Source organism: Burkholderia sp. F1, assembly GCF_050813845.1.
GTDB lineage: Bacteria > Pseudomonadota > Gammaproteobacteria > Burkholderiales > Burkholderiaceae > Burkholderia > Burkholderia ubonensis.
This window is the reverse complement of the sequence record NZ_CP172421.1, coordinates 2143540-2168938: the sequence shown is the minus strand read 5'-3', so window position 1 is coordinate 2168938 and position 25399 is coordinate 2143540. Positions and strand designations below refer to the sequence as shown.

24 protein-coding genes and 1 pseudogene are annotated in these 25399 nt (G+C 61.2%); 8 read left to right on the top strand and 17 right to left on the bottom strand.

Going from position 1 to position 25399, the window contains the following annotated elements; genetic code table 11:
* Nucleotides 1-21 precede the first annotated feature (21 nt).
* Complete coding sequence (locus ACFIMZ_RS10270) at nucleotides 22-1095, top strand: DUF3800 domain-containing protein (RefSeq protein WP_431822476.1); 1074 nt, start codon at nucleotides 22-24, stop codon at nucleotides 1093-1095.
* A 36-nt stretch (nucleotides 1096-1131) separates the two neighbouring features.
* On the opposite strand, the gene ACFIMZ_RS10265 is transcribed toward ACFIMZ_RS10270, so the two are convergent.
* From ACFIMZ_RS10265 to ACFIMZ_RS10255, 3 genes are read right to left on the bottom strand one after another with little or no spacing between them, the layout of a single operon-like run.
* The gene (locus ACFIMZ_RS10265; RefSeq protein WP_431819417.1) at nucleotides 1132-1830 is read right to left on the bottom strand and encodes a TIGR03759 family integrating conjugative element protein; all 699 of its coding nucleotides are present in this window, start codon (nucleotides 1828-1830) and stop codon (nucleotides 1132-1134) included.
* 44 nt (nucleotides 1831-1874) lie between these two features.
* Nucleotides 1875-2513 carry a hypothetical protein gene (locus tag ACFIMZ_RS10260; RefSeq protein WP_431819416.1) on the bottom strand — a complete coding sequence of 213 codons (639 nt, stop codon included), beginning with the start codon at nucleotides 2511-2513 and terminating at the stop codon, nucleotides 1875-1877.
* Complete coding sequence (locus ACFIMZ_RS10255) at nucleotides 2510-3025, bottom strand: PilL N-terminal domain-containing protein (protein WP_431819415.1); 516 nt, start codon at nucleotides 3023-3025, stop codon at nucleotides 2510-2512. Before ACFIMZ_RS10255 ends, ACFIMZ_RS10260 begins: the two co-directional genes overlap by 4 nt.
* Before the next feature lie 446 nt (nucleotides 3026-3471).
* On the opposite strand from ACFIMZ_RS10255, the gene ACFIMZ_RS10250 reads away from it, so the two are divergent.
* The 4 genes and pseudogenes from ACFIMZ_RS10250 (at nucleotide 3472) to ACFIMZ_RS10235 (ending at nucleotide 6701) form a co-directional block, all read left to right on the top strand.
* On the top strand, nucleotides 3472-4359 hold the full coding sequence (locus ACFIMZ_RS10250) for a hypothetical protein (RefSeq protein WP_431819414.1): 888 nt from the start codon (nucleotides 3472-3474) through the stop codon (nucleotides 4357-4359).
* A gap of 179 nt (nucleotides 4360-4538) precedes the next feature.
* Complete coding sequence (locus ACFIMZ_RS10245; protein ID WP_431819413.1) at nucleotides 4539-5195, top strand: hypothetical protein; 657 nt, start codon at nucleotides 4539-4541, stop codon at nucleotides 5193-5195.
* Nucleotides 5196-5473: 278 nt separating this feature from the next.
* Nucleotides 5474-5901 (top strand): annotated as a pseudogene (locus ACFIMZ_RS10240) (transposase); the annotation flags it as partial.
* A gap of 56 nt (nucleotides 5902-5957) precedes the next feature.
* Nucleotides 5958-6701: a hypothetical protein gene (locus ACFIMZ_RS10235; RefSeq protein WP_431819412.1), complete on the top strand. Its 744-nt coding sequence runs from the start codon at nucleotides 5958-5960 to the stop codon at nucleotides 6699-6701.
* A gap of 171 nt (nucleotides 6702-6872) precedes the next feature.
* Here the strand turns inward: ACFIMZ_RS10235 and ACFIMZ_RS10230 are convergent, their stop codons facing one another.
* From ACFIMZ_RS10230 to ACFIMZ_RS10205, 6 genes are all read right to left on the bottom strand, one after another.
* Nucleotides 6873-9158, bottom strand: coding sequence for a DEAD/DEAH box helicase family protein (locus ACFIMZ_RS10230; protein ID WP_431819411.1), 2286 nt, complete (start codon nucleotides 9156-9158; stop codon nucleotides 6873-6875).
* A 99-nt stretch (nucleotides 9159-9257) separates the two neighbouring features.
* The gene (locus ACFIMZ_RS10225; RefSeq protein ID WP_431819410.1) at nucleotides 9258-9569 is read right to left on the bottom strand and encodes a hypothetical protein; all 312 of its coding nucleotides are present in this window, start codon (nucleotides 9567-9569) and stop codon (nucleotides 9258-9260) included.
* 104 nt (nucleotides 9570-9673) lie between these two features.
* Entirely contained in the window at nucleotides 9674-9976 is a 303-nt protein-coding gene (locus ACFIMZ_RS10220; RefSeq protein ID WP_431819409.1) for a hypothetical protein, read from the bottom strand.
* A 77-nt stretch (nucleotides 9977-10053) separates the two neighbouring features.
* Nucleotides 10054-10374 carry a methyltransferase gene (locus tag ACFIMZ_RS10215; RefSeq protein WP_431819408.1) on the bottom strand — a complete coding sequence of 107 codons (321 nt, stop codon included), beginning with the start codon at nucleotides 10372-10374 and terminating at the stop codon, nucleotides 10054-10056.
* Nucleotides 10375-10455: 81 nt separating this feature from the next.
* Nucleotides 10456-11565 (bottom strand): DUF6094 domain-containing protein, encoded by a 1110-nt coding sequence (locus ACFIMZ_RS10210; protein WP_431819407.1) that lies wholly within the window; start codon nucleotides 11563-11565, stop codon nucleotides 10456-10458.
* A gap of 62 nt (nucleotides 11566-11627) precedes the next feature.
* Complete coding sequence (locus tag ACFIMZ_RS10205; protein WP_431819406.1) at nucleotides 11628-12278, bottom strand: hypothetical protein; 651 nt, start codon at nucleotides 12276-12278, stop codon at nucleotides 11628-11630.
* Between the two features lie 144 nt (nucleotides 12279-12422).
* On the opposite strand from ACFIMZ_RS10205, the gene ACFIMZ_RS10200 reads away from it, so the two are divergent.
* Nucleotides 12423-13415: an IS5 family transposase gene (locus ACFIMZ_RS10200; protein WP_431819405.1), complete on the top strand. Its 993-nt coding sequence runs from the start codon at nucleotides 12423-12425 to the stop codon at nucleotides 13413-13415.
* Nucleotides 13416-13604: 189 nt separating this feature from the next.
* Here ACFIMZ_RS10200 and ACFIMZ_RS10195 read toward each other — a convergent pair whose 3' ends face one another.
* From ACFIMZ_RS10195 to ACFIMZ_RS10185, 3 genes are all read right to left on the bottom strand, one after another.
* Nucleotides 13605-14204, bottom strand: coding sequence for a DUF3275 family protein (locus ACFIMZ_RS10195; protein WP_431819404.1), 600 nt, complete (start codon nucleotides 14202-14204; stop codon nucleotides 13605-13607).
* Between the two features lie 111 nt (nucleotides 14205-14315).
* Complete coding sequence (locus ACFIMZ_RS10190) at nucleotides 14316-14870, bottom strand: STY4534 family ICE replication protein (RefSeq protein WP_431819403.1); 555 nt, start codon at nucleotides 14868-14870, stop codon at nucleotides 14316-14318.
* Between the two features lie 467 nt (nucleotides 14871-15337).
* Entirely contained in the window at nucleotides 15338-15706 is a 369-nt protein-coding gene (locus tag ACFIMZ_RS10185; RefSeq protein ID WP_431819402.1) for a DUF3085 domain-containing protein, read from the bottom strand.
* A 363-nt stretch (nucleotides 15707-16069) separates the two neighbouring features.
* Between ACFIMZ_RS10185 and ACFIMZ_RS10180 the strand changes: the two genes are divergently transcribed.
* The gene (locus tag ACFIMZ_RS10180) at nucleotides 16070-16849 is read left to right on the top strand and encodes a hypothetical protein (RefSeq protein ID WP_431819401.1); all 780 of its coding nucleotides are present in this window, start codon (nucleotides 16070-16072) and stop codon (nucleotides 16847-16849) included.
* A gap of 106 nt (nucleotides 16850-16955) precedes the next feature.
* On the opposite strand, the gene ACFIMZ_RS10175 is transcribed toward ACFIMZ_RS10180, so the two are convergent.
* From ACFIMZ_RS10175 to ACFIMZ_RS10165, 3 genes are all read right to left on the bottom strand, one after another.
* Nucleotides 16956-17348 (bottom strand): hypothetical protein, encoded by a 393-nt coding sequence (locus ACFIMZ_RS10175; RefSeq protein WP_431819400.1) that lies wholly within the window; start codon nucleotides 17346-17348, stop codon nucleotides 16956-16958.
* 94 nt (nucleotides 17349-17442) lie between these two features.
* Nucleotides 17443-19455, bottom strand: a complete 2013-nt coding sequence (locus tag ACFIMZ_RS10170; RefSeq protein WP_431819399.1) for a DNA cytosine methyltransferase — start codon at nucleotides 19453-19455, stop codon at nucleotides 17443-17445.
* Between the two features lie 461 nt (nucleotides 19456-19916).
* A complete protein-coding gene (locus tag ACFIMZ_RS10165; protein ID WP_431819398.1) occupies nucleotides 19917-21932 on the bottom strand; it encodes a DNA topoisomerase III in 2016 nt (671 codons plus the stop codon).
* A 144-nt stretch (nucleotides 21933-22076) separates the two neighbouring features.
* Here ACFIMZ_RS10165 and ACFIMZ_RS10160 point away from each other — a divergent pair, with 144 nt between their 5' ends.
* On the top strand, nucleotides 22077-23336 hold the full coding sequence (locus ACFIMZ_RS10160) for an IS256 family transposase (RefSeq protein ID WP_431819397.1): 1260 nt from the start codon (nucleotides 22077-22079) through the stop codon (nucleotides 23334-23336).
* Nucleotides 23337-23430: 94 nt separating this feature from the next.
* Here ACFIMZ_RS10160 and ACFIMZ_RS10155 read toward each other — a convergent pair whose 3' ends face one another.
* Together ACFIMZ_RS10155 and ACFIMZ_RS10150 are read right to left on the bottom strand one after the other, a co-directional pair.
* Nucleotides 23431-24453: a DUF4917 family protein gene (locus ACFIMZ_RS10155; RefSeq protein WP_431819396.1), complete on the bottom strand. Its 1023-nt coding sequence runs from the start codon at nucleotides 24451-24453 to the stop codon at nucleotides 23431-23433.
* Nucleotides 24454-24496: 43 nt separating this feature from the next.
* Nucleotides 24497-25273: a hypothetical protein gene (locus ACFIMZ_RS10150; RefSeq protein ID WP_431819395.1), complete on the bottom strand. Its 777-nt coding sequence runs from the start codon at nucleotides 25271-25273 to the stop codon at nucleotides 24497-24499.
* Nucleotides 25274-25399 lie beyond the last annotated feature (126 nt).

The window sequence follows — 25399 nt, the reverse complement described above, 5'->3', positions numbered from 1 at the left end:
CGTTGGAGAGCGACCTTGAATATGACCTTCTATTTGGACGAGAGTGGCCACAGTGGCGACATGGTGAACAGCGGTGATGGCTTCGACTTCCGAGGGCAGCCGTACTTCGTGCTCGCCGCTGTTGGCATTTCGGACGAGGTAGCGGTGGCTAAGCGTATCGAAGAGCTGCGTGCCTTGCATCGAGTGCCTCCAGGGGAGATCAAGTCCAAGTCGCTGACGGCCAAGCCCAAGTTCGTCGCGGAGGTCCTGGACTACCTCCAATCCATCCGGACCCCGCTGTTCGTCGAACTTGTCGATAAGCGCTATCTCGTCTGCGTCAACATCGCGAGCTTTCACATTTTGCCGCCTTGCATGGGGTTTCCCATCGATGGGCGAATTTCGTTTCTCCAGAACACGCTGGCCGACTATCTGTATGCCGAAGCTACCCATGACGTGCTTGATGCTTTCGTCAAGGCGTGTCTGGAACCCTCCGACCAAAGCGTGAGCCATTCATTTGCCGAATTGAAGAAACTGGCGCTGAGTTGCCGGGATAGAAGCGACATCGCGCGGGGAATGCTCAGAATGGTCGAGGAGGCATCGGGCGACCACGAAGAAATGAAGCAACAGGACGCCGAGGCGTTCCTGAAATTTCTGCCTCCGCCTGATCTCAACAAGCGAAGCAAGCGAGTCTGGATGCTTCCCAATCTGACGTCGTTTGCCAACATCTACGCACGCCTCAACCTCTACTACAAGCGGAAGCTCCAAGGCATCCACATCGTTCACGACCAGCAATTGGAAGTCGAAGACATCCTGCGCTTGGGGAAGGCACTGGCCGAGTCACAGAAAGACGAAAGCCAGGTGCCTCACACGCCGCACTCGGACTTCATCTTTGAAGAGACGGCCACGTTCGCATTTGCACAGTCGCATGAAGGCGTCGGCCTGCAAATGGCTGATGTCGTCGCCGGTGCCGTGATGCGCTATTTCAGGGATAGTATCACCACCGATGTCCATTCGGACTTGGCGGCGGCCGTTGAGCGCTTGATCGGCACATCGGATGGCCAGACTGGCTACGGGATCAATCAGGTCGTCGCATTGCAGAACGTTCGTTACGCCTAGCGCATAGGGTTCGAGCGTGTCCGGCTGGGCACGGCCTCATTGCCGCTGCCATCGTCCACCGACCTCGCGAACTACGGCCGGCAGTTCACCCGATACACCGAGAGAGAGCCAACGCCCCGCGTCATGGTTCAGCGTGATGGTGCGGGCGCGCACCTTCTCCGGATCGATGCCGACGCGTGCGGCCCATTGCCGAATGCGTGCGTCGTCCTGACGGCTTCCGACCATATACACATCGAACGGTGTGCCTGCCGACTGGAGCTCCTTAGCGCGCGTGTCGCACGGTGCACAAGCCTCCTTGACGAACAGGGCCAACCGCCCATTGCCCGCCGGGCTCCGAGTCTGAGCTCCTGGCATAGTCACCCGCGGCGTGTTCGGGAAGGCGCGTTGCCAGGCCTCGTCGTAGGCACGCTGGTAGGTGAGCAGCTTTGCCGTTCGCCGCGCTTCGACGTGGACCTGAAGATCTGCCAGCCGGCGGCGCTCCTCGTCGCTTCGAGCTTCGATACCCAACGCGGTGAGCGGGTCCAGATTCGGGGAGTAGGTACCCAGCGGGCCCTGCATCAGTTGGCGGTAGCGCGTCCAGTCGTCGGTGCTGAGTCCCCAGTCGCGCGCTAGGCGCTGATCCAGGGTGGCCTCCGAGCTTGTCCGGGCGTGGCTTTGTGAGGGTTCTGCGGTACGGACGGCTGCTGACTGCGCGTGTGCCATCGGTGGGCACGACAGCGCCAGGGTGACCGCCATCAGCACGGCGCATGCCCAACACCGCCAAGGACAAGCCCGGCCATTCATGGCAGCACCAGGTGGCGCGTCTTGCCGCTCACCCTGAACGACGCCTGCGTGGCGTCGATGCTTTCCAGCGTCCAGCCGCCATCTGATTCACCAACTCGCAGGAGACGCGACTGATTGAGGTTGGTCGCATCCAGCGGCGCCACCGTCAGAAAACGCTGGCCTCCACGCAGTTCCACGCCGAGTACCTGGAACGGCGGCAGCACCTTGACAGGCTTGGCGGGTGTCGGCGTGGGACGCCCCGTGGCCGCCGCCATCGGGGCTCGCGCTGGGCTGGCTTCCAGCTTTTCCACACGTGTCTGCAGGGCCTCCAGCGCTTGGGCGTCCGCGCGCGCGGCAAGGGATGCTTCTACCTGAGTCAGCCGCGTCTCCCGTTCCGTGCGAGCTGCCGTCAATGCCTCGGGTGCGAGCGGTGCCGGCTGACGCTTGATCGCCGCCAGCTGTTGCTCGGCCTGGCCGACGCGGGCAGTCAGCGCGTCGATTTGGCCGGCCAGCGGCGAGGGCGCGGGCGGCGCGCTGAGCTTGTGCACATCCTGCATGACGATCACCAGGCCGGAGCTGAGCGCCAGCAACCACGCCGCTGTGGCAAGTCGAAGCAACGGCATGCGCCGCGGTTGAGATGGCGTGGAAATGATCATGACGCGGCTCCAGCGATAGCGGGTTCGGTGGGCTCAGACTCACGAGTGAAGCAGACCTGGCGCGAACCTTGATCGAGTACCAAGCGCCAGGCCGGTCCGGCGAGGGTCTGCAAGGCGTCGCGCAGCGTCAGCGGCCCCAGTTGCAGGTGCGCAGCCGGAAGCGGCAAAGCATAGAGGGCAGCGGCTTCATCGATGTGGCATAAGCTGTAGCCCGTACGCTGCAGCAGGTGGCGCATGCCGTCGCCCACGGTAGCGGACGGATGCGCCGGCATGGTCACGTCGACTACTTGTTGGGACAGGTCGCGCTGGCTGGGTTCTGGGCGCAGTTCAACCAGCGTGTAACGGCCGTAGCGGACCACCGGCACCACATGCTCGGTGGCTTCGAGTGTGGCGCTGGTGGCAGTGGTGTCGGCGGCGCTCGGTCGGAGAGGCGCACGCGGCGAGGCGCAGCCAGCCAGTACAGTAACGATGACCGGTATGGTCAACGGAAATAAGACCGAAAGCGGCGGCATGCGGCGCCCCCAAGAATGAACGCGGAGCCGCCACCTTCGCAGGGCAACTCCGTGCGCTCAGCCAACAATAGGAATCCGTCGCTGACCGTGTTAGGGCACAATGGGGTTGCCTTGAACGGCTTGCACGTGAAGTGAGCTGGCCGCAATGCAGCACAACTCGGTTACTGCGCAGACTTCAAAGAAGCGTTCTTCGCGGACTTCCGGGGAACGTGCGCAGACCGTCGGCGTTCGGCCACAAGCGGCCGTCCAGCTGACGGATGAACCTGCCTTTGGAACGGCACACTACTTCGCTAACAGCCATTGCTCACGTGCAGGAACGGCTGCGATGGGCCGGTTTTCGTTGGCCGCATTAGGTGTTGTCTTCGCCATGCTTCGACTTTTCGCGCGCTTGCTATCATCCAGGGCGGTGCCGCCGTTGCGGCAAATACATTTAGCCCGGAGGCTGGGTGGATACGAACGTTGTGAAACAGCAGGTTTGGGCGCTCGCAGATGAATTGAATAGCATTCTGGGTGTGCCGCTCATTGAGCCAGACCAGCAGAGCGTCAAGAAAGAAAACATCAGCTTGAAGGGGCGCAAGGGCGAGCGGCTTTATATCAAGCCTGCCACGGGGGGGTACCTGATCGGGCTCTCGGGTGATGCGCTGGCCGTTAGGATGACCCATTTCATGGAGAGGCTCGCTGGCGAGCTTCACGGATATGGCTTCCCGCGCGAGAAGCGCGAGCCTTGTTGGATCGTGGGCGCCTACGAACAGGTTCGAGAAGCTGCTTGTTACTTTGCCGGGGTCGGTCTGACCAAACCTAGTGTCGAGTCAACCACAGTCAATGAGGAGGCGTTTGAGGCTGTCTCGCTGGAGCTTCGTGCGGCCCTCGTGTCCATCTATGAAGAGATGATGTGGCTTGCTGGGCGCCCGAACGTCACTCCAAGTCGCGCGCGTGCGTGGTACACGCACGTGATGGCCGAGAGCGTAAAGCTACGCGTGCGCCAGTTTACTGGTCTGGTGTCCAAGGCTGCTGCCGTGGGCAATGGAACTGGCCTGCGTCTCGAGCACTACAAGCGTATCCAGACGACACTCACGGACTTAGTCGGCCGACACCAAAAAGACGGGCCCAATCTTGAAGAGTTCCTTCGCACCCTTATCGGCTACGAAGCTGTTCACATCGTGACGACAGAGGAGAACTACGCCGCGATGCGCGCAAAAGGCGACTATCAAGAAGCGGGAATCGTGTTGCTGCCATGGACCGATGTTCCGTCCGATCGCCGCCGGGAACTATGGACCACCATGCTTAAGGGGAAGGTCGCAAACGCCGAGCAATACCACTCCACTGCTGAATAGCCAAACGATTTAGCGGCCTTCGGGTAGCCTCGCGACACAGTATGCGGTAACCCGCGCCATGATCTGAGGATCTTGCGCCAATATGTGTGACAAGTGACAGAAAATGACAATCGGTTGACATCGCTCCCTGGGACGGACTAAAGCCCGTCCCTTACCCAAACTTTAACCCGCATCAGAAAATGACTCCGGTGATCCGACCAATCGCAGAACAACCACTCCTTAGAGCAAAGATTCTCGCTACTCTGCTCAAGCTGGCGGATGAGAAACGCGGTGTTGACCTCAAGCAACCAGATGCCACGCAGCTTTGGGATCTGGATCCCCATGTCGACGACTACCTCTTCGAACTGAACGAGGCTAACGCCATTGACTACGAGGAGATAGGAGAAGACGGCTTCGCGCCGATTGTCATCTGCTCCGTCGGCCAGAACACTCTTGAACATCTTCTTGGCTGCTTGGCCGCGCTTACAGGCGACATAAGCCTACTTGATGAGAGAGTTCAATCTCTCTTGAGGCATGACCCAAATAAGCTACGGGAAGACATTACTCAGTCGGAGCGGCACATAGCCGAGGCACGGGATCAACTACAAAAGAATCCAATCCTCGCTCCGCTGAAGAAACCGCTCGACGACATCAGCCACCACTTTGATAGCATTCGTAAAGTCGCCGAGAACTACGACGACGTCTACCGAAATATCCTTAGGCCAGTGCAGGAAGAGGGGCGGAGTGGGGTCCGAGCTACTGTACGCTGGGCAATCATTGGCATTGCCGCATCGTGGTTGCTGACCAACTACAAAGACATTTGGGCGCTCATACAGGCCGTGCGAGGTGCGAACTAACCTTTCCATCAAGAGGCCGTACCCCACAGCAAGCTACAGGCCACCTGTTGTCAACCGTTTGAACGCTTCTGACCACTTGTTGCCCGTCGCGACCGGCTGCTTTGGGTCGGGTAGCGACCGTCCGTAGGCGCATACTCAATCTCCCTTTGCCTGAAAGGAAATTGTCATGAAATCCGAGAATGTCACCGTTAGCCGTCGTGATCCGCTTTAGGAATCCTGGACCGATCCGAGAGTGAGTTTTGCGGCAAACTTCACCCTGAACCAGGAGGTGGTTTGTCATGAAACGGAAACGCTTTTCGATCGAACAGATTGTGGCGGTGCTGAAGCAAGCCGAGCTGGGCATGCCGGTGGCCGATGTGATCCGACAGGTTGGTATTTCGGAACAGACGTTCTATCGGTGGAAGAAGCAATACGCCGGCATGCAGTCGGATCAGGTACGCGAACTTAAGCAGTTGCAGGAAGAGAACGCGCGGCTGAAGAAGTTGGTCGCCGAACTGAGCCTGGACAAGGCTATCCTGCAGGACGTGGCATCAAAAAAGTGGCCCGGCCCGCGCTGAGGAGAGACGTGGTGGATTATGTGGTGAGCCACTACGGATTGACGATGAGGCGGGCCTGTCGGCTCGTGAAGCAACCGCGCAGCGTTCAGTACTACAGAAGCGTCAAGGATCCGCGTGCGGAGCTGCGCTCACGTATGCGCGAGATCGCCTACCCTTCGTTCAATCGGAGGCCTGTCGGCGCCGCTTAACTCAAACGTTAGATGCTATGAAGATCATCGCCGCATGCCCAGATTGCATTCAAGAAGCATCAAAGGATGGGAAGCAGCCCAAGTTCAATCCCATAGCTGGCGAACTTGATGACAATGGCATGATTCATGTCACCTGCGACCGAGGACACAGCGGAGTCGTCCTATACAACGCCCGCAGATACGAAGTACTCGTGCGATCAGCCGCTCGTGCAGCGCTCGACGGATATACAAACGAAGTCGTAGCTGTTATGTCCTCGGCACTAGAACGCATATACGAGTTCTACATCCGTGTCTCGTCCCGGGCAAAGGGTATCCCGGAAGAAACGGTTGAGGCGGCTTGGAAAAATGTCGCCGCCCAGTCAGAACGCCAATTTGGTGCATTTCAGTTCCTCTATATGCTTGACCAGAGCCGCCCCTTCAAGCTTGAGCCACGCATTACCGAGACGCGTAACAAAGTGGTCCACCGAGGTAAAATTGTGCGGGAGGCGGAGGCCCTCGAATTTGCTGAAAACGTCTACGGCGTAATCCAACACCTTCAGACAGAGCTTCAATCGAAGTTTCCCCAATTCGTAGCCGAAGAGGTCGAGCGGGAGATGAAAGTCCAGCAGTCGCAAGTTCCAGAGGGTGTTAACCACATCAAATTGTCCACCGCCACCGTGAACGTGGACAAGTCTAAGAACGAGGTCACCGGAGTCGTGACCAAGTTCATTGAGCATGTTGCAGCCATACATCAGATGCGCGAGCGCGGTTTTCCTGCATAGCATCAAAAATTCGTCCGAGTCGACCACTACTTCGTGATGGTGGTTTTGCTCAGGCGTTAGTTGAATGTCTGCAATGGGTCGGACAGCGACATCCACGGAAATCTGCGATGAACCAAAAAAAGGCCCCGCAGGGCCTTTGAAATCCTCGCTAGAGGGGAACACACGCGCGGATCACGCGGCGACCAGTTGCCGTGCCAACGCCACTTCCACCGAGTCGCCGTCCTGATTCAGCACGTCGAGCCCGGAATCGGGAACATCTCCCGACGTGCTCTGGGACACCATGATCTTCTTGGCCATCAGCTTCAGGCAGGCCATCTGCGAGGTTGCGGCGTAGCCGAGGAAGATCACGCGCACCGGCTGCGTTTGGCCGATGCGCCACGAACGGCGGGCAGCCTGCTGCAGGGTGTAGACGTTGTAGCCGAATTGCGTGAACACGATGGTGGGGAACTCCAGCAGATCCAGGCCGGTTTTGACCAGATCAGGGTTGGTGATCACCACATCCACGCCGCGATCCACTTGCTCGGCTACCCAGTCTTCACGGCGAGACGGATCCACGCTTGCGCGCAGCACCGCCACCTTGAAGCCTTCCTGCTCGAGCAGCACCTTCAACCGCGAGGTGGTATCGCGCGTTCCGGTGTAAACGCTGTAGACCAGGGTCTTGCGACCGGCCGCCTTCTCCTCACGGCAGATGTCGATCAATTCGCGTTCCTTGGGCATCACGTCGTGCTCTTGGAACTGAGCCGGTGTGAAGGCAAGGAGTTGGCGCGTGCGTGGATGGCTGACCGACTCCGCCCGGAAGCAGCAATCGGCCCAGGCCAGCAACACATTGAGGACCACGCCCAGCAGCGTCGTGTCCCGCTTTCTCAGAGCCTCCTTGAGCGCTGTGGTCAGCGTGCCGGACAAGGCGCGATAGGCTGCGGCTTGCTCGGTGTCCATGGCAACTTCGCGGAACTCCTCGTCATACGGGGGCAACACATTGCCGCCGATATCGCGCAGCTTGAGGAACACGGTAAACGGCAACACGCAACGCAGGATGCCCTTGGGACCGAAACCCGGTGCCTTGACAGTGCGCACGGTGATCTTGTTGCCTTTGGCGGTCTTGTGAGCGGTGCCTGTGCTTTCGCTGTAGATGTCTTTCAGGACGCCGTGATCGCGCATGAACGCCATGCCAGCCGAGGCCAGGCTCCCGCTCTTGGACGGTCGGTAGCCGTCTTCGATCATGCGGCCGGGCAAGGTGCGGAACAGCAACGCAAACAGATCGTCCGCGTAGCCACCCATCAACGTACCGGTGAGCACCAGGGATTTGCGTACCTTGGCGGCAAGCACGCCCATGGCCTGTCCTTGCGCCGAGCCGGGGCTCTTGTACTCGTGCCCCTCGTCGACGATGAGCAGATCGAAGAAGCCTTGCGGCAGATAGCGTTTGACGAACTCCGTCGGCTGATAGCCGCCCTCGCCGAAGCCGAACTCCATGTTCGCCATGGCTCGCTCCATACGCTGGGCCTGACGGTCGGAGAAGACCAACTCGCCGTTCGCATCCATCAGGTTGATGAATTCGAACAGGTTGTCGCCGAGCATCGAGGCCAGGAAGCCGTCGCCGAACGTCTTCATCAGCTTTTGCGCAGTGGCTTCGCCGATCGTGGGAATACGTTTCAGCGCTTTTAGCACCGCGGACGATCGATCCGTGCCCGACAGGCTCTTGGGACGCATCAGCGTCCACAGGGCGCTGTTGCACTGGCTGCACTTGCGACGGATTTCTTCGGCATCGAGTTCGATGGCCGAAATCGGCTCACCGTCCGTATCGAGGATGACCTGACCGCAGTGCGGGCAACCACCAAAAGGCCCGTTGCGCGAGCGAAGGCGGACGAAGGCAGGACGCCAGTGGAACCCCATGCGCATGCGCACACGCCCCATCACGAAAAACTCTTGGCCGTCGGCTGGCACACCCAGTTGCTCGCGCAGCTTGAGCAGCTTCACCAGCGTGTCGGGACCATTGAGAACCCACACCTTGGCGCCGGGGACCGTCGAGAGGATCTCTCGGCGCCACTTGTAGACTAGGTGCGGTGGCGACAGGACCAGGGAACGGCGATAGCCTTCGGCCCGCATGACCGCCGCCGTGGCGATGGCCATGATGGTTTTTCCAGTCCCCATCTCGGCATTGATGACGGCGGCACGCTCGTCGCGATCGAGCAGGAGCTCGGTCACCGCGTGGACCACATCGGCCTGGGCGGGGAACAGCTGGCGCTTGAGGCTGGCGAGTACGACTTGTCGGTGGGCTTTCGCCTGGCCGGTGTAGACCGGTGGATTGGTACGGTTGAGCGACTCGAGCAGCTCGTCGCCGAACTCGCCGACGAAGTCGTTGAGGCTGATGATCAAAGGAGAAGCTTCGGCTTCGAGCAGATCGCCTTGTTGCGATGCTTCGTTGAGCTCAGCGGGCAGGGTTGCGAGATCGTGGGTCATGGTGCTGCTCCAGATGGAGTGGGGCATACACCAGTCCCCGAGGGGCGGTGAGATGCCCCTCGGGTTGGGATGACGGCGACAGAGGCCGTCGGTGATGGATCAGTACTCGGAGGGCAGCAGCAGCGTGGTCACGCTGCGGTCCCATTCCGTGATGATCCAGATCGTCAGGTCAGGTGCGACCTGGTAGGAGGAAAACAGCCGATCCTCACCAGACGACAGCGCGGCCTCGTTCTGCCGGAGGTCGCTGTCGTCCAGATCTCCCCAGTCGCCGGCAAGGTGCCGCCGCAGAAGAGAGACCGGGTCGAGTCGACCTTGTTGAGTCAGCGAATCGACACCGCTGGTCACTGCGATTTGACCGGGTGAAAAATGCGCGGGGGGTACCGTAGTGATGAGCCGTACTTGGTGTGCCATGGAGGTGCCTCGTCGAGAAATAGAGGAGCCACGGCACCCCACTGGGGTGACTGGACCCCGGTGGGTGAAAAGCGATGACGGGTACGTCTGTCCCGTCGATAGGACTAGAGTGTTGCGCGCGGTCGAGCCTCGAACACCAACGCGATGTGCGTTGCGCTGCGGTCGGCCAGCGTGAAGATGCTCAGGCAGATTTCGCGAGTGACGATGAACAGGGACTCAAGCTGCTCCCCGGTCTTCTGGGCCGCGTTGTTTGCCTGCCAGAGGAAGTCGTCGACGTCGCCCCAATCGCCACGAACGTGGCGGTGGAAGAACGGCATCGGGTCGAGCCGTCCGTCACGCATGAGGCGCTCAACGCCAAGACTGAAGATCAATGCACCGATCGGGAACAACGTGGATGGACTTGCCATGGATGTCTCCTGGATAGAGGCGGGCCAGTCACCCCAAGGGGCTTGGCCCGTTGGGGTAGGGATGCCCGATCGGGACATCACGCTTTGGCGGTTTCTCCGTCCAAAAAGATGTTGGTGATGCCTTCCTCGCTGGTTTCGATCAGCAAGTGGAGCTGGCGATTCACGACATAGCGCGAGGTGAGCGGTCCATCGATGGCAAGCGAAGCGTCGTTGCTCAGACGCGTCTCGCTATCGACGTCACCCCAGTCGCCGCGCATATGACGGCGGAGAAATTCGATGGGATCGATCAGGCCTTTGTTGCCAAGCCAGCGGACTTTTTCGCTCATGTGGAGCGTGCTGAAGCAGAAGAGAGGGAGCGGCGTGACTTTCCGAGGGGCGGAAGGAAAGCGGATGAACATGGTGATCTCCTGTAGGTTTGGATAAATGGATGTGCCACCGGGGAGCGGCGTTGTGTTGCGGTTGAAAACGGTGGTGGCCGGTTATCGGATCGTTAGCACCTGCCCATGGGTGACGGAGCCGGGAGTCATATCCCAGGCGCGGATCACGGGGACGAAGCGGTCGGTGAGGATGCGCGTTTCGGCGATGGAGCCGTCGTCGCGTTCGGTGTATTCGCGGGTGAGCGACTTTTCCTTGTGGGTGTCGCCCTTGACCACGAGTACACGTCCGGTCTTGGACTGAACCACTCCGGAAATCGCGCCTGCGGCGAGCGCCAAGGCCAGATGCCAGTGGGACAAGGCACGTGCCGGCGGTCGCAGCGATCGCTGTGATGCGCCCAGGTAGGTATCGAGCGCGGGCCAGAGACCTTGCAGTCGCTGTACTTCGTCGGCGAACTGCCCGGGTTCCATGGTCACTCGATAGAAGTGCTCCGGTTCCGACGGGCTCACGGGGATAACGTAGGGCTGGAACGGCCACTCGATGGGCAGTTCCTCGGCTTCGATCACGCCTTGGCCAATCTGCAGCAGCCGCTCGCGTGCGGCTCTGGATGCGTCCGTGGACTGGTCGCGCTGGCGCATGCGCCGGCCGTAGATCACCACTTGCTTGAATTGCGTCTCCACCGCTCGGTAGATGCGCAGGTCGGCAAAGTGACGGGTCAGCCAGCCGACGAGCTCGGCATCGAGTACCGCATGCGGCACGATGAATACCAGCAGGCCGCCATACTGCAGCAACGGCAAGCAGCGTTGATAGAACAGCTTTTCGAGCCTGGCCCTGCCTTGACCTTGGTAGCCGAGATTGCCATTGGCATCCTTCGGGAGGTCGCCGTAGGGCGGGTTGAGCCACATCAGGCCGAAGGCTTGGCGACTGATGATGGTGTCCATCAGATCGCCATGAATACAGCGATCCACCAGATGCCGGGCGTGCTCGGCGCGTGCGGCGTCGTACTCCACGGCGTAAGCCCGTACCTGCTCGCGCCCGAGGGCGTGAGCGGCTTCGGCGATGGCAACGCCTTCGCCGGCACAGGGATCGATGATGCTCAACGGCCCAGCGGCAGGCGCCAGTGCGAGGAGCGTGCGTTCGAGCGTTGCTTCGTCGGTCGGGTAGTAGCCGGCCTTGGCGAAATTGCGCGCGACACGGGGGAACATGAGAGCCATGAAATTCTCCAGGTCGAGGATGAAGGTGCAGGTGTGCGACGTGCGCCGCGATGGGGTGTGGCTCAGGCCACTTGCAGTTGTGGTGCGGGGATGACGGGCTCGCGCGGTGTGGTGCTAAGCCTGCCGCTGCGGATCAACTCGCCCAGGGCCTGGGACAGTGCCGGTACGTCGAGCGCCAGACGGTGACCTTCGAGGGGACCGAGGGCCATGGGAAGTCGGCTGAGCATGGTCTGGGATTGAAGCAGTTCCATCACTACGTCACGCCAGTGATCGAGCAACGGCAGCGGACAGGTGTCGCAGGTAAGCCGCCACAACCGGTCGAGGCGATGCGACGAATCACGCGGCAGCAAGGCCAGCGCGCTGGCGTTGGCCTTGTCGGGCCGCACGCAGCGGCTGTCGTAGAGCCACAGATTGACCACGGAGCCGAACAAGGTGCGCCGGAAGGCGCGGGTCGACTTCTTTTCCAGGCGTTCGGGGTTGCCGACGAACACCGGGATGGTGCCGCCTTGGTCGGTAAGCAGGTGGAACTGGTCCAGTCCCCGCTCGGCTTGCCCGAGGGTCAGGCGTGCCAGAAACTCCTGGACGGCGGTGTCGCGCGCCCAGATGGACAGGAAGATCAGGTGACCCTGCTCGTCACCGACATAGGCGTCGACCATGAGGTCGGGACATTCGTCGATGCGATAGAGCGACGGAGTGTTGGATGCACTGAGCATGGTGATGTCCTCTTGGTGTGAGGCAGCACCCGCCCGTCGGGGCAGTCGCTGCCCTAGGGAAACACTGATTTATCCGGCACGGCGGTCATCGCTGACGCAGCCGGGGACGTTGTAGAAGATAGTTCACGGAACGAACCCAAGACGATGAAACGGCAAGTGAGCTTTGCGGAAGCGGAAAGCATGGGCAAGAAGCGCGTGACCCGGCGTCAGCGTTTTCTGGACGAGATGGAGAAGCTCGTGCCATGGTCGCGGTTGCTGGCGGCAATCGAGCCGTACTACCCGAAGGGAGCTCGCGGCCGCCCGCCGATTGGTCTGGAGCGGATGCTGCGAATCTACTTCCTGCAGCAGTGGTACAGCCTGTCGGACGAAGGGCTGGAGGATGCGCTGTACGACAGCATCGCGATGCGAGCGTTTGCCGGGATTGATCTGGCCGTCGAGAACGTGCCGGATGCGACCACGCTGCTGAAGTTCCGGCGCCTGCTTTTCGAACATGACCTGACGCGCAAGCTGTTCGACGAGATTGGCATCTCGCTGTGCGAACGCGGGCTGATGATGAAGGAAGGCACGCTGGTCGATGCGACGATCATCGAAGCGCCGCCGTCGACCAAGAACGCCGAGAAGCGTCGCGATCCGGACATGCATCAAACGAAGAAGGGCAACGAGTGGCATTTCGGCATGAAGGCGCACATCGGCGTCGATGCCGATTCGGGGCTGGTTCACAGTGTGGTCAGCACGTCGGCCAACGTGTCGGACGTTTCGCAAGCGCACGCGCTGTTGCACGGTCACGAGCGAGAAGCGTTCGGCGACGCGGGCTATATCGGCGTGGATAAGCGCGACGAAATGAAGGGCAAGTCGGTGAAATGGCGGGTGGCGGCCAAGCGCGGAAGGATCAAGGCGATGCAGGACGGGGCGCTGAAGGATCTGATGATCGCATTCGAGCGAACCAAGGCGCAGATTCGTGCGCGAGTCGAGCACCCGTTTCATGTCGTCAAGAATCTGTTCCGCCATCGCAAAGTCCGCTACAAGGGACTGGCGAAGAACACCGCGCAACTGTTCAGCCTGTTCGCCTTGGCGAATCTGGTGATCGCGCGAAACCTGTTGCGATCCGTTCATGGGAGCAGTCCGTTATGTGCGTGAAGAATGCGAGAAACGAGGCGCACCCTCGGGCCAAACTCACCGGAATTGCCGACGCTTCACTTCGGCATCCGGAAATTCCGTACCAGCGCCGCCGACAACCTCGCAGGATGGCCTATTAATCAGCGATTCCCTAGGGGGATGAAGGAACGTACCGGCGAGTGGCGAAACGTCGCGAGAGCGTTTGATGGATCAGGCTTTGATCAAGTGCCAGTCCTGGGACAGCGGCGCGAACTCGTAACCCAGCTTGTCAAGACGGTCACGCTGCTCGCGCAGAACACGACGATCGACGGTGGCGTCGAGCTTGACGATCTCGCCCAGCGGCCAGAGCGCACCGAACAGCGCCACGTCATCCGATTCGGCCGAAGCCTCGAGAGGCGCGGCGGCCGGTGTAGCTCCGAACGGCGAGGTATCGACCAGGGGATCGCTGGCGCTGCGGGGTTTCGCCTTGGGCGTCGCCGGCGCGGGAGCCTGCACTTCCTCGTCGATCGGATCGACTTCCTGCGGACTCAGCCGGCGGGCTTCGTCGTGGCTCAGTTCGTCGATGTTGGACAGCGTCATCCCGCCCAGAAGGGCTCGGATTTCGATGACCATGCGGCCGTTGGCCGTGTAGGTGGCTGGACGTATCTCGGCAATAGCGAAGTCGCCTTCGTACTTGCCTTCTCTGTACTGGTCGAGTTCGGCGTTCTTGACGACGAACTCGCCGATGGATGTCGCCAAGCGGCCGACGTTGAAGTCGCCGTTGCGACCGTGGATGGTCTTGATGGCCAGGTGGCCGGGAATGGTGATCATCGGAGGAGCTCCTGCTGACTCAAGGGGGATCACTCGCCGCCAGTGTCGAGACATCGGCGGCAGGCGAACAGGGCGAAGATGGCAAGGCCCCAGGGAGCGGGGCCTTACGGATCAGAACGAAGCGCCAACGGCCGGTGCGGGCGCATCGGCAGCGGCTTCGTCGGCAGCTTCAACTGCCGGCTCGGAGGATTCCGTCGAGCCAGCTTGCTGCGTGGCGAGCGCACCCGTCGTCGCAGGGACAACCGGTTCACGTTCGTCGCTCTCGGCCGGCTTGGGCTTGGCCTGGTAGACCAGCTCGCCGTCGACCTTGATCCAGCCAACGAACAACAGACGGGCTTTGAGGCTGACGCCTTGTTTGCCGGCGCGCTCCCCCTTGGTGTAGGTGAAGGTGTCGGTCCACAGGTCGCCCAGGCGGAAGCCGATCAGGACTTTCTTCTTGGCATCGACCGCTTCGATGCAGCGGCGGACGAGGTGCTGCGCTTCCGAGCCCGAGACGCGCGTGTCGAAACGCACGTAGGAGGCATCGTCGCTGGGACCGTTGAGGGCCGCGATGTCGCAGGCGAGGAAGGCATCGCCCTTCTTGGGCTTCACCTCGCGGATACGATTGAGGTAGCCGAGGCCGGTGATGTGCAGATCGAAGTAGGTTTTTTCGGTGGACGTGGTCATGGCGAATCTCCGATAGAACAAAGTGCGGAGACACACCCGACCCAGGCGGGGAAGGTGTGGAACCCCCGCGTGGGTTGATGGAACAGCGATGGCATCACCGCCGACATCGGCGGTCGTTCGCGCATGGACGCCGGTGCGAACTGGCTCGGTCACACGGGAAAACCGTGCGCAACCTCGAAGACCGAAGGCTGCCTGGCATGTCGCTGACGACATCAGCGGAACATGAAACGAGCGTGGCACGCCGGTCAGGCCGGGGCCACGGGAAATCCGCCGCGTCGCGCGCCCGCATTGGCGACGCAGGCCTCGACCGTCGATCGCCGCAGAGGCAGGCGATCGGCTCGTTCGCGAGATCCAAGAGATTGCTCTGATCGACAGCGAAGCCGGTCAGATCGACGAGGCTTGCTCCGGTGAAACGAAAGCGCGCGCCGCGAAACGACAGAAGGCCCCGAGGGCCTTCTGTGTTTTTTCTATCGATCAGCGGTAGGAGATGTTGGGTCGGTAACGGATAGACGGATGTGGTTGGGTGTCACCAAGACCAGCAGGTCGGTTTCGGTCGACAACAGTGTCTGGAACACGCCGTCACCTATATCAAAGTACTCGCCAAAGTCGTCTCCGCCACACTCCCGGCGAGCCCGTTCCCACCAGTCGCCGAACGGATCGAGGTCGGGATGGCACCCGTCTGCATAGGCGAGCAGCCGATGGCTGCCGTTTTTGTCTTTCTCGCCGATAGCGGACATAAAGTACACGCCCTGGTCCTTGACCAGGATGACCTGGCAACGATTGGCCAAAGCCTCGTTGAGTACCGCACGCAAGGTCGCCCCGCGAAATCGCAGCATGATGTGAATCTCCGTGACGGGGCTACCCCCAGCAGGGATGTGCCCCTGTGGGTTGGAAGTCAGTGCAAAGCACCGCTTTGATGAACCTGCCCGACACTGCGGACCGTGGTCTTGAAGGTTTTGACCACCTGGGCATGTCGCCGACTAGGTCGACACCATACGAGAGGACTCTGAGCGCACGGGCCAAGGCATGTCGTCAATGAAGCCGACCACGAGGGCGTCGCATTAATATGCGAGTGGTTACGACTGGCTTGATCTCGTCATTCTGAATCCAGTTCCGCAATTTCAGCGGAAAATGGACATTCATTGGATGTCGACCATTCCAGTTGTCATTCAAGCGACGCCACATACCACGGGGGAGGAATGGCTAAGAAAGAGAATGTTGTGCAGGCCGCTATCACGGGAGCGCTCGAAGTGTATTGCCATGGCAACGGCATGCCCAAGTTGGAACTGTTCCCTCCCTACGCAGTACAGCAGGGTGCGGAGCTGCGCAGATTTTGCGCAGACTTGGTGGGCCGACTGGACGACACTCAGGTGATCTTGCTGGAAATTAAAGAGTTCGAATGTGATTTGGGCGTTCTTTCTGCGTTCGATCCCGATCAGCATGCTGACAACGTCCGCTTCGAGAAACTAGGCGTGCCAATCGCCTATGCTTATAACGCTCAGTGTCCGCTCCCGTATCATGCAAAGCCACGGCCGCCGGAATGGCCCGAGCTCACGCTGGAGGCCGTCAAGCGCACTCCGCCCAGTTTGTTGCCCGATGGCACGCCTCACGTGGTCAAGCATCCATCGCTGCTTAGCTGGCTCCTGACTGCCAAAGGCAAAAAGGCCAGTGCCGCGCTCGGTCGGGTGCATGGCGCATTCAAGGGGGCCAGCGAACTGCGCAATGGTGCGCTGGTACTGCTTCATGGGGTCGCAGAAAATGTACTGACGTCACTCACTCCGGATCAGTTGGACGATGTGATCAACTGTCTCGATGGCGCATCATGGTTAAAGCAAAGTCAGCAAAAAAAGCTGAATACGCTGCTAGGCGCATCAGCGGCCGTTTTCAAAGACTTCACTGTACCGCCGAAGAAGTCGAACGCAGATTCGACTGACTCTTCAGGAGCCAAGGCAACGCCGCGCAAAAAGCGCTTGGGCTAAGGACTGGCGTCATTCATAGATAGAAAGGGCCCCTCAACAGAGGGGCCATAGACGGGCGAACACTGGCCTGAGTACATCCGCTTTCGGCAAGAGGCGAGCGGCGCGTCTACCAGCCGACGTAGTTCAGCACCAGGTCGGCGATGACTTGACGGCGGGCAAGGTCGAGGCCTTCGAAGTCGGACAGCCCTTCGAAACCGCAGCGATGCAGCATGGCGGCACCATCCGCGGCGTTGTAGACGCTGACCATCGCGGCGAGAAACAAGCGCTCGCCGCGGCTCATGACGCCGAGAGCATCGCTGATTTCGCGCGTCCGTGGGCACAGATTCCACTTGTCGGTGGCGCGGGACAGACCTTCACGCGAACCATCGCCAAACCAGTGTGGCCCAGCGATGTCCACGCCACGCTTCCAGGCTTGGAAGAAGGCCTCTTGAGCATTGGCCCAATGCAATTGCTCATGCGTGAACCATTCAAGGGCTTCTTTGGATACAGACAAAGTCATGATGCTTACCTCGCTGACGGATTACGGATGGGGAACCTGGGTCCATCCACCTTTATCGAGTGCTCGCTGAGCCGCTGCTTCGCTGCGGAAGTACTCATGCGATTCCCGAGACACGGGACCGTCGCTGTCTTGCGTGCCGATGTAGTGACCGGCCGCGCTGAGCAGTACCTCTAGAGGCAGCAGCTTTCCGGTGTGGATCAGGGCCAGGTGGCCGAAAGGGACGTGTTGGGACATGGCATGGCTCCTTGGTGAGGCGGCGGTGTGACCATGCCCCGGCGGGATGGCAGCTCCCGCGGGCGGTAAAAGACTCGGCATCGGCGTCGCGCGGACGCTTGTCCGCGGACTCGATGCGACGCGGACAGGTGGGTCGCACGGGAATCCCCGCGGCAGCCTGAAGACCCTGGCTGCTGGCGCGTGGCCGACAACGTCGGCAACAGCTGGCGATAGCATCAGCACGCGCCTTAGTCGCGTCAGCAACAAACCGGGAATCGATGTCTCCCGATTGGGTCGCGGATGTTGAGTGGCGAAGGAAATCCCCGCATGGAGCGGAGTGCCAGAAGGAACCTGGCGGTGGTAAAAGCATCCCGGTCGCCGGGTCGTCGCCAGCGCTGCCCCGCATCTGCAGCACCCGCTGCAGGCGGTGACCGATCCACGCAACGCACGGCACGGCCATGGCGTTTCCGATGGCCTTGTAACGGGGCGCATCGGCTGCCGGCTTGCCGCGGTACGGCACCAGCGTCCAGTCGTCGGGCATGCCCTGTAGGCGCTCGCATTCCACCGGCATCAGCCGCCGGACGCGCCAGGTGGACCAGTCAGGCTGGCCGTCCTCGCGAGGTGGTGCCGGGGTGTACTGGAAATGCGCTTCCACGTTTGGTGTGACCACGTGACCCTTGTCGCCGCCGCCGCTGCTGGCACGCAAGGTGGGCGAGAGGTCGCCGCCCAGCTCTGCTGTGGCGCCGTGGGTACGCCCGCGGATGGCGACGCTGGCCACCGACGGAATGCCGTAGCCGGCCTTGCCCGAGGACATCAGCGTGCCCGTCAGTTGGCCGTGGCCGGACTCGAGCCGCACCTCGCCGCGGGTGTTCTGCGCCCAAGCGACGGACGTGTTGGCGGCATGGGTGGTGCCGACGATGGGAACGCCCCGGCCGGTGCCGTCTTCACTGCAGCCCTTGCCGTTGTTCGCAGCACCGAGGGTATGGCTGATCGGGCCGATGACGGATTGCGCGATGAAGGTTTCGACTTCGAAGTCGCACTTGTGGCCGCGCGCTGTGAGGCAGGCGGCCTGGTCGAGCGGACCGTGGGTGTTGCCACCGCCGAACGATAGCGTCACCTTGCCATAGCCCGGGTTCACTCCGGCATAGCCGCTTGGCCAGACAGTGCCTGAAGCAGCAGTGCAGGCAGCGATTTGCCACGGCGCGCAGCCCTGCGCAAGATCCCCGCGCAGGCCAGCGGACTCAAAAAGTACCGAGGAGGGATCGAGGTCGTCACGAGCACTTGCGACAACGAACACACGCTTGCGACGCTGGGCGACGCCGAAGTATTGAGCATCCAGGACCCGCCAGGCGATGACCCGCTGCGGTCCATACACAGCACCAGCGTGCGTCCAGCGTGACCCTGAAGGCTGCAGTGCGTGCTTTTCCCCAGCCAGCGCGCCAAGCAAGCAGCCAAAGGCATTGGCACGGTCCGAGAGGACGCCGGGGACGTTTTCCCAGACGAGGACGGACGATGGGCGGCGATGTTCGAGGCGGATTTGGTCAATGGCATTGGCGAGCTCCACATAGCTAAGGGTGAGCGCACCGCGTGGGTCGGCCATACCTTGGCGGGTGCCGGCGATGCTGAAGGACTGGCACGGCGTGCCGCCGACCAGAATGTCCGGGGCTTCCACGGTGCCGCAGCGGATCTTGGCTGCGATACCCGTCATGTCGCCGAGGTTGGGGACGTCGGGGTGATGGTGAGCGAGTACTGCGCTCGGGAACGGTTCGATCTCGGCGAACCAGGCTGGCTGCATGCCCAGCGGCTGCCAAGCGAGACTCACCGCTTCGATGCCGCTGCACACGCTGCCGTAGCGCAGTGCGGGTGGTGTGTTGTGGAGTGCAAGTTGGGTCATGGTTTTCTCTCCGGGTTGGGGAACGGGCAGGAAAAGCGCACCGAAGGCGAGCGCCTTCGGTGGGGGAGAGAGAAGCCACCCATGGGCTGGCGCAGGGGCGTGGCCGTCGTCGTTGCCTGCCGCTACATCAGCGTCACACCTGACCCGTTTCGTGGCTGGGGTCAGTACTTGCTGGCGCACATCCGCGCACAAAGGGAGCCCGTTGGTTCACCGGCGGGCACCGGCATCGATTACCGTCGACCCGGCAGGTCTCCTGACGACTCGATGTAAGCCGTCAGGGGACCCGCCCAGTGGACGGAATGGAGAGCGATCAGGAGTGCCGCTGTACACGGCTCGGGACAGGCTGTCTTCACGATCGCACGGGTTCGACGCGATCTTGCGCGCCATTGCAGAAGGAGCGGCGCGCTTGGGCAGCCTCGCATGGTGCGAGGCGCGGGCTGAGCGGGGAAGCCTGAAGCGAGTCAGACGGACGTTTTTGGCGACGTGCGCTTCGATTTGCGAGAGATCGCGCGCTTGGCTTCGATGGCGATCGTGCCCTTGCACTCGGGATAGCGGCTGCATGACCAGAATGGGCCGGTCTTGCTGTTGCGTTGCCGCGTTGTCGCGCTGCAAAGTGGGCAGGCTGGTCCCTGGGGCACCTTGATCGTCATTTGAACGCCACGGTATTGCTGGACCAGTTGGGTGACCCAGGCTGACTGTTTCATCACGAATGCGTCCAGCGTCAGGGAACCCGCTTCGATCATGTCTAGCGCTTGTTCCCAGATTGCGGTCGTACCTGGATCAGCAATGGCCGCCGGTACGGCGTCGATGAGAGTGAAGGCAGCGTCCGAAGCGCGCACGGCGCGACCTTTGGTGAGCAGGTAGCCGCGCCCGAGCAGGCCTTTGATGATGCTGGCGCGGGTGGCTTCGGTGCCGATGCCTGTGGTGTCCTTCAACGTCTGCTTCAGGCGCGGGTCGCTGACCAGCTTCGCCACGCCCTTCATGGCCTTCACCAGTTCGCCCTGCGTGTAGGGACGCGGCGGTTGCGTCTTCATGGCCTTGAGGTCGACTTGTTCGACGCAGCACGACATGCCTTCTGATAGCTGCGGCAACACCTGGCTGCGCTGCGGAGTATCCGCATCGGCGTCATCAGGAGCTTCTTCTTCTACCAGGACCTGTCGCCAGCCTTGGATGACGATTTGCTTGCCGGTGGCCCGCAGCGATTCGCCCGCGCAGGTGAGCAATACGACAGTGCGGTCGTATTCGTGATGGGGCAGGAATTGCGCGAGGAAGTGCGCGCGGATCAGCCGGTAGACGGCCAGTTCCTTCTCGCTCATCGCCGACAGGTTGGCCGGTTCGAGCGTGGGGATGACGCCGTGGTGGGCGGTGATTTTTGCGTCGTTCCATGCACGCGAGCGCAGGCTGGGGTCGAGTGCGTCGATGACCGGGCGCAGGCCGGGCTCGGTGGCCAACAGGGCGGCGAAGACGGTCGGTACTTCGGCGAACATGCTCTCAGGCAGGTAGCCGCAGTCGGAGCGGGGATAGGTGGTGGCCTTGTGAGTCTCGTATAGGGCCTGGGCGATGTCCAGGGTTTCCTGCACGTCGAGGCCGAAGCGGCGTGAGCAGACTTCCTGCAAGGTGCCAAGATCGAATGGCAGCGGTGCCACTTCGCGCACGCGCTCGGTGGTCACGGAGGTAACCTGCGCCATGCCGCCGGCACGGATGCGATCGGCCGCCACCTGGGCGGCAGTCTGGTTCAGGCAGCGCCCTTCGGCGTCTGTCTGCCCGTCGGGTGGCAACCAGCTGGCAGTAAAGGCTTGCGCGGTCTGGGACAGGCCCACGTCGACGACCCAGAACGGCACGGAGACGAAGCTGGCGATCTCGCGGTCGCGGTCGACCACGAGGCGCAGCGTGGGCGTTTGAACCCGGCCTACGGAGAGGACGCCGTCGTAGCCAGCCCGGCGACCAAGAACGGTGAACAGACGGCTGAGGTTCATGCCGATCAGCCAGTCCGCTCGCGAGCGCGCCAGCGCCGAGTGGTACAAACGAACGGTTTCGTCAGGGCCTTTCAACGCGGACAGTGCCTTGCGGATCGATGCATCGTTCAGTGCCGACAACCACAGGCGCTTGATCGGGCCGCGGTAGCCGCAGAGATCGATCAGCTCGCGGGCGATCATTTCGCCCTCACGGTCGGCGTCGGTGGCGATCACCAGTTCGCTGGCTTTAGCCAGCAGTGCCTTGACGACTTTGAATTGCGTGGCTGTGGTCGGCTTGATTTCGACGCGCCAGCGCTCGGGAATGATCGGAAGTTGTTCCAGCGACCAGCGTTTGTACTGCTCGCCGTAGGCCTCGGGGGCGGCAGCTTCGACAAGATGGCCGATGCACCACGTGACGGTGACATCCGAACCGCTGAGACATCCGTTGCTGCGCTGGGTCGCGCCGAGGATTCGCGCGATGTCCTTGCCTTGGGAGGGCTTCTCGCACAGGTACACGCGCATAGAGCCTCCGGGAAGCGTGACAATCGTAGGATGACTGTCAGCTTTCCGGTAAGCACTCTAAGTGGCAGCAATCAATACGGCAGCCTTGGAGCCTATCCGATCTTTTGTGTGTGAGGCATAAACTGATGGCCAAGGAGCCACTTTATGCCACGCAAACGCAAGGAAGAAGTGACGATAGAACCGGGCAAGGGGTTGAACCTTGACCCGGAACTGATCAAGCAACTGGTGCCCGGGACGCTGGACCGGGCGACGATCAACGAGCAGCTTGCCGCGCTCAAGAAGGCGATCTTCGAGCGCGCACTGGGCGGCGAGTTGGCCCACCACCTGGGGTACGAGAAGGGCGAAGCCAAGCCGGCTGGCAGCACGAACCACCGCAACGGCACGAGCCGCAAGCGCGTTACGACCGACGACGACCTGCTCGACGTCGAGATTCCGCGCGACCGCGAAGGCACCTTCGATCCGGTATTGATTGCCAGGGGCGAGCGGCGCTTCACCGGGTTCGACGACAAGATCATCGCGATGTACGCGCGCGGCATGAGCGTGCGGGAGATTCAGGGCTTCCTGCTGGAGATGTACGGCATCGAGGTATCGCCGGACTTCATCAGCACGGTGACCGACGCGGTGATCGACGAAGTGCGTGAATGGCAGCAGCGCCCGCTCGAGCCGATGTATCCGGTCGTGTTTTTCGACGCCTTGCGCGTGAAGATCCGCGACGAAGGCGTGGTCCGCAACAAGGCGATCTACCTGGCGCTGGGCGTGCGCCGCGATGGCACACGCGACGTACTCGGTCTCTGGATCGAGCAGACCGAAGGCGCCAAGTTCTGGCTGCGGGTCGTCAACGACCTGAAACTGCGCGGCGTGCAGGACATTCTGATTGCCGTGGTCGACGGCCTGAAGGGCTTCCCGGAAGCGATCAATTCCGTGTTCCCTGAAACGACGGTTCAGACCTGCATCGTGCATTTGATCCGGAACTCGCTGGACTTCGTGAGCTGGAAAGATCGCAAGGCGGCCGCCGCCGCGCTCAAGGAGGTCTACCGGGCGCCGACGGCCGAGGCAGCCGCCGTGGCGCTGGATGCCTTCGACGCCGGCCCGTGGGGCACGAAATACCCGCCGATCGCCGCGCTCTGGCGCCGGGCCTGGGAACAGGTCATCCCCTTTTACGCGTTCGCGCCGGACATCCGGAAGATTATCTATACGACCAACGCGATCGAGTCATTGCACATGCAGCTTCGGAAGATCATCAAGGCACGCGGCCACTTCCCGTCAGACGAGGCCGCGCTTAAGCTGATCTGGCTGGCGCTGCGCAACGTCGTTGCCAAGTGGACCGGCTCCCGGCACGATTGGAAAAGCGCGATGACGCAGTTTGCGTTGCTTTACCCGGAACGGTTCAGCATCGGAATCTGAGTCTTAACCCGCCTCACACACGAAATTCCGGACACCTCCCAGCCTTGGGCCCGTATATTTTCCGCACCTTACCAATATCTTTTCCCACGCGTGTCTACAGCACGAGGCCCGGTCGCGCTGCGGGGGGATAAATCCAACAGCCGGGACTCTCGCTGTCGAAAAATTCTACAAACACGTTCGCGCCCAGTTCTGCATGGATGGTTTCGAAAACTCGATTGCAATACGCTTGATTGCCGCGATACACCGAAACTGCCACGCGCCGGATCCACGAGTCCTTCATCCGTTGCAGTAGGTGGATATCCTGCTCGCCAAAACCCCAGCCGTAGACGACGAGCGAATGGCGCCGTGCGCCGAGCACTTCTCTGTAAACGGTCGAGAGGTAGTAGCTGTTCTGGATGGCCGTAGTCTTCTGCTGCCAGGTGCCTTCGCTTACGAACAGCGGAACGACCTGTTCGGCGCGCCACTGCTGCAGGATGGCGTCGAGAAGCCCAACGCCTTGGTTATGGATTTTTCCCTCCTGCTCGATCACGTTCCGACCAAGCACAAGGCTGCCGTGTGGATAGAACACGAGGGTGGTCGAAACATCCCCATAGATGGGTTCCCGGAATCGCTGCCAGTCGGAATCAAACACCCCGCCGATGAAGCAATCTTTGAACGAATGCTGGTCGCGAAAATCTAGACCATACGTTGCTGCCCAATACACAAGTAGGTCGTAATTGAGTGATACGACCGTGTTGAACTGCTTGAGGAATTGGTAGATCAGAGGCAAGTGGCCACTGATCTCGTTGTACTCGGGGTGAATGTTGCGGACCGTCTCGATGAGCGACTCCCGTACTCTGACATACGCTGCATGAGTCTGCTGGTCCGGGATGGCCAGTGACCGGTTGACATGGGACGCCTGCCAGACAATGCGCAGAATCAGTTCGAAGTCGGTGGTCTGGAAGAAGTCGAACAGTCGGTGTGCGTCTTCGGTCAAGAACCCGTGATCGTGGGCGTGGCTAACCAGCGACGCATAGGAAAAACTGTTGCTAACTGCCATGCTGGCGCCATTGCCCAGAAGAATCGTGTCACCGTAATTGCGGGCAATAGCTTCCCATGGTTGTATATCGAATGGCATCTTCGGCTTCCTTGTCGATAGCCAGGTTGAAGGAAATCGCGGTTTACGACTTTCGCGCCAAGCGGTTCTTGAGAAGGAACCAGCACATGTTGAGCGCGAAGGAGCGTCCAAGCCGCGTCATCTGATCCTCGGGGATACCAATGGGGCGGTGGGCGCCGGGGCTGAGGAAGCCGAAGACTCCGGCGAGCCCCTTTGCCTCTTCGACCGTGATTTCACCACTGTTGCGCAGGAACCCGATGACCTCGCCCCATTTCGATGGATTGTACGTGCCAGTGGTCTTCTTTTCGTAGGCGACGTCGACAGCGACATCCACCGCCAGCGCTTCGAGCGCGACACGCGCATTGGTCAAGGCCGCGTTGTAATCTGGCGGGTTGGTACGGAAGGACTCGGCAGAGTCGGCGATCTTGGCGATGATCGCCTCGCGCTGAGGAGCGCCCGAGCTGCGAAGCGCAACGATCAAGTCGTCCTCTACTGGCTCCGCATCGGAGATGGAGGGGTCGGCTTGGAGCAGCCTCTTGTGCTCGATTATGTAGCCGTCGAGCAGAAGGCATTGGGTGAGGTCGTGCATGCGCTCGTCGAAGCGATGCTTCGGCGTGACAGGTGAGCGCAAATCGCCGGGTGTCATAGCGATTTCTTGCAGGACGAGCAGCAAGGTGCGGTCGTCGAGGTCTCGCACGACGTTCAGGAGACTCGATAGCAACTGCTTCGGATAAAGCGAGACGTGCTGCGCGCCGTATTTGCAGAACAGCGCAATGGAGACGGCGGGTTCTTGTAGTGCGAGAAACTGCGCGAGCGAGTGGCGGGTTCTCAGACCAATCATGGGAAGCGTCCTCCGTGGAAACTTCACTCAGTATGCCGTTAATGCCAGAACTGCAGCGCAGAAGCGCTCCATGGACGCTATCCAGCAGGCGATAACCCCCGGACATGGGGGGGTGTCGCCTGCAGG

Excerpts from the sequence above, each read along its gene's own strand:
- ACFIMZ_RS10195 (WP_431819404.1), bottom strand. The coding sequence starts at position 14,204 with ATGATCACCATTCCCGGCCACCTGGCCATCAAGACCATCCACGGTCGC.
- ACFIMZ_RS10160 (WP_431819397.1), top strand. The coding sequence starts at position 22,077 with ATGCCACGCAAACGCAAGGAAGAAGTGACGATAGAACCGGGCAAGGGG.
- ACFIMZ_RS10185 (WP_431819402.1), bottom strand. The coding sequence starts at position 15,706 with ATGCTGCGATTTCGCGGGGCGACCTTGCGTGCGGTACTCAACGAGGCT.
- ACFIMZ_RS10210 (WP_431819407.1), bottom strand. The coding sequence starts at position 11,565 with ATGGCTCTCATGTTCCCCCGTGTCGCGCGCAATTTCGCCAAGGCCGGC.
- ACFIMZ_RS10190 (WP_431819403.1), bottom strand. The coding sequence starts at position 14,870 with ATGACCACGTCCACCGAAAAAACCTACTTCGATCTGCACATCACCGGC.
- ACFIMZ_RS10235 (WP_431819412.1), top strand. The coding sequence starts at position 5,958 with ATGAAGATCATCGCCGCATGCCCAGATTGCATTCAAGAAGCATCAAAG.
- ACFIMZ_RS10260 (WP_431819416.1), bottom strand. The coding sequence starts at position 2,513 with ATGATCATTTCCACGCCATCTCAACCGCGGCGCATGCCGTTGCTTCGA.
- ACFIMZ_RS10255 (WP_431819415.1), bottom strand. The coding sequence starts at position 3,025 with ATGCCGCCGCTTTCGGTCTTATTTCCGTTGACCATACCGGTCATCGTT.
- ACFIMZ_RS10245 (WP_431819413.1), top strand. The coding sequence starts at position 4,539 with ATGACTCCGGTGATCCGACCAATCGCAGAACAACCACTCCTTAGAGCA.
- ACFIMZ_RS10265 (WP_431819417.1), bottom strand. The coding sequence starts at position 1,830 with ATGGCGGTCACCCTGGCGCTGTCGTGCCCACCGATGGCACACGCGCAG.
- ACFIMZ_RS10220 (WP_431819409.1), bottom strand. The coding sequence starts at position 9,976 with ATGGCAAGTCCATCCACGTTGTTCCCGATCGGTGCATTGATCTTCAGT.
- ACFIMZ_RS10170 (WP_431819399.1), bottom strand. The coding sequence starts at position 19,455 with ATGACCCAACTTGCACTCCACAACACACCACCCGCACTGCGCTACGGC.
- ACFIMZ_RS10205 (WP_431819406.1), bottom strand. The coding sequence starts at position 12,278 with ATGCTCAGTGCATCCAACACTCCGTCGCTCTATCGCATCGACGAATGT.
- ACFIMZ_RS10150 (WP_431819395.1), bottom strand. The coding sequence starts at position 25,273 with ATGATTGGTCTGAGAACCCGCCACTCGCTCGCGCAGTTTCTCGCACTA.
- ACFIMZ_RS10155 (WP_431819396.1), bottom strand. The coding sequence starts at position 24,453 with ATGCCATTCGATATACAACCATGGGAAGCTATTGCCCGCAATTACGGT.
- ACFIMZ_RS10165 (WP_431819398.1), bottom strand. The coding sequence starts at position 21,932 with ATGCGCGTGTACCTGTGCGAGAAGCCCTCCCAAGGCAAGGACATCGCG.
- ACFIMZ_RS10180 (WP_431819401.1), top strand. The coding sequence starts at position 16,070 with ATGGCTAAGAAAGAGAATGTTGTGCAGGCCGCTATCACGGGAGCGCTC.
- ACFIMZ_RS10230 (WP_431819411.1), bottom strand. The coding sequence starts at position 9,158 with ATGACCCACGATCTCGCAACCCTGCCCGCTGAGCTCAACGAAGCATCG.
- ACFIMZ_RS10225 (WP_431819410.1), bottom strand. The coding sequence starts at position 9,569 with ATGGCACACCAAGTACGGCTCATCACTACGGTACCCCCCGCGCATTTT.
- ACFIMZ_RS10200 (WP_431819405.1), top strand. The coding sequence starts at position 12,423 with ATGAAACGGCAAGTGAGCTTTGCGGAAGCGGAAAGCATGGGCAAGAAG.
- ACFIMZ_RS10270 (WP_431822476.1), top strand. The coding sequence starts at position 22 with ATGACCTTCTATTTGGACGAGAGTGGCCACAGTGGCGACATGGTGAAC.
- ACFIMZ_RS10175 (WP_431819400.1), bottom strand. The coding sequence starts at position 17,348 with ATGACTTTGTCTGTATCCAAAGAAGCCCTTGAATGGTTCACGCATGAG.
- ACFIMZ_RS10215 (WP_431819408.1), bottom strand. The coding sequence starts at position 10,374 with ATGTTCATCCGCTTTCCTTCCGCCCCTCGGAAAGTCACGCCGCTCCCT.